This window comes from Agrobacterium sp. LR_9, from assembly GCF_041954855.1.
Classification (GTDB): domain Bacteria; phylum Pseudomonadota; class Alphaproteobacteria; order Rhizobiales; family Rhizobiaceae; genus Agrobacterium; species Agrobacterium leguminum.
Genome location: NZ_JAVAYA010000058.1, coordinates 1 through 2,100 on the forward strand (window position 1 = coordinate 1; position 2,100 = coordinate 2,100).

Consider the following 2,100-nt stretch of genomic DNA (forward strand, 5'->3'; position numbering starts at 1 on the left):
TCGGGAAGAGGAAACCTGATGCGCCAGGTCAGAAGCACCCGTCCGTCATTGCGCCAGTCGAATTGCACGCCATCGAGCTTCAGCACATGCCATTCGTCGCGATCTTCGCGAGAGCAATGGACACCGAGGGTAAGGCCAGGCAACGAGCCTTTCGCGACCGGATGCTGAGAACTCAGATTAACGAGCTCGTAGTTCTCGTCACCCTTGAGGTGAGGCGTCGCGATGAGATCAGGATGGGCCGCCTGCCAGAAGCGTGGATCAAAATCACGCGGCAAGAGGGGGTGCCTCTCCTCCCGCCAACCGTCGTCATAAGTTCCGGAATATTGCTGACGGAACTGCCACCAAGGCGAAACGAGTCCAAATCCCTGCGGTTCCGGCGTGCTCCGCCAATCGGAATGCTCACCAACGGCAGCGATCTGCGGAGCTGGAACAGGCCCGGCGTCGGCAGGCATCTCAAGATTGACGATGCCGCACCCAAGCGGATTTCGGCGCTCCACGTCAATCGGTGTTTCCGTCCCCGCGTCACCTGTGCCAGGGATCGCGCCGCCATAAGCGTTGCGCCAGCATATGGCCACGTTTCTAGTCGGTTCAGGATCGCTCAGTTTCCAATCCGCTATGACACGTTTGGCTTCCCTGGCAGAAAAACCTGCCCATTTCTCCTTAACGACAGGTTGCCAGAAGCGTTTGCCGAAAACCTCGATTTCCTTGAAAATTCCACCAACACGGATGGAGGCACGCCAGGATTTCTCCGGCTCGCCACTCGCAGACCACGCATTCCCGAGAAAGGTTATATCCGTGCCGGGCTTGTCCGGGGTAAGGTCGCTTTGGCGCAGGAGGACGGTCTGGTGCGGATCGCCCTCATAGGCATCCTCCCACTGGAAACTTTCCTGCTCGGCTGCGACATCCAGCGAACCGCCCTGAGCATGCGTGAATGTTGCACGCACGGAGACGATACAATCGAGCCCTCCTTCGGCATCGAACTGACGGAAAGCCATGGCGGGAAACGGCAGGCGGTTCTGAAGTTCCAAGACCCGGCCTCCGTCAGTTCAGATCGATCGGCTTGCCGCGAAGCTGAAAATGATCCGTCGCCACGAAATTGAAGGTCTTGCCAAGAATGATGACCTCGCCATTCGCCTTCATGATGAATTTGGAATCGCCGCATTCGATGACGAACTCTTCACCGACTGCAATCTTCTTGAACTTTCCGACGCTCTCCAGCGACGTCTGGCCTACATTCGTAACCTTGCTGACCCCGATCTGTTCAGCCCGCGCCACACCGACGCTATCGGATTTGAACGCCCCGACGATCGTGTTCATGATGCCCGGCAGCGGAAACAATCCCGAAGCATCGGAACCGACGCCCGAGCCGGAGCCGGCTAGCGCCGTACCCGCATCCGCGCGCGGGCTCGGGCCGGAAACGACCCCCTCACGCGAGGAAAGACCGCCTGCGCCGAGGAAGCCGAGTGCGGATGAGGCGAGCGTGGTGGCGAAGGCCGCGACACCCGGGCCACCGCCGCCGGCGATCTGGGCGGCCTGCGAAAGCAGCCCCGCCGTCTGCCCGGAGAGCGCCTGCACGCCGGCCATGGCCATCATCGCCATCGGCCCCGTTCCGCCGACGACGGTGTTTACCGAGCCGCCGATCTCGTGTTTCTGGTTGCCGGAAACTTCCACCGCGCGGTTGCCGCCGACCGAGGCGACCTCATGCCGGTCGATGCGCTTGGTCCGGTCATTCAGAACCCGCGTCGTCTGGTCCTTCTGGGCGTGGAAAAACTGGTTCTCCTTGCCGGCCTCATCCTCGAAGGTGATTTCGTTGAAACCGTCGCCCTTGTGGCTGTTGGAGCGCAGCACCATGCGCGTCTTGTTGGCCGGCAGGTCGTAAGGCACGGAATTGGCCGGATTGTTGACCACGCCGATGACCAGCGGCTTATCCGGGTCGCCATCGACAAAGGCGACCATCACCTCCATGCCGATGCGTGGAATGACCTGCGCACCCCATGTGCCGCCGCCCCATGCCTGGCTGACACGAACCCAGCACGTATCCGTGCCATCCTTCTTCGCCTTGCGGTCCCACGGGAACCACAGCTTGATGCGGCCATATTG

Annotated in this window: 2 protein-coding genes; both read right to left on the bottom strand. The window is 61.0% G+C overall.

Annotated features, from left to right (window positions below; translation table 11 throughout):
- Nucleotides 1-944: DUF2169 domain-containing protein (locus RAC79_RS25545; protein WP_374997693.1), on the bottom strand; the 944-nt coding region annotated here is incomplete at its 3' end.
- Between the two features lie 97 nt (nt 945-1,041).
- The coding region (locus RAC79_RS25550; protein ID WP_374997694.1) for a type VI secretion system Vgr family protein at nt 1,042-2,100 on the bottom strand (1,059 nt) is incomplete at its 5' end.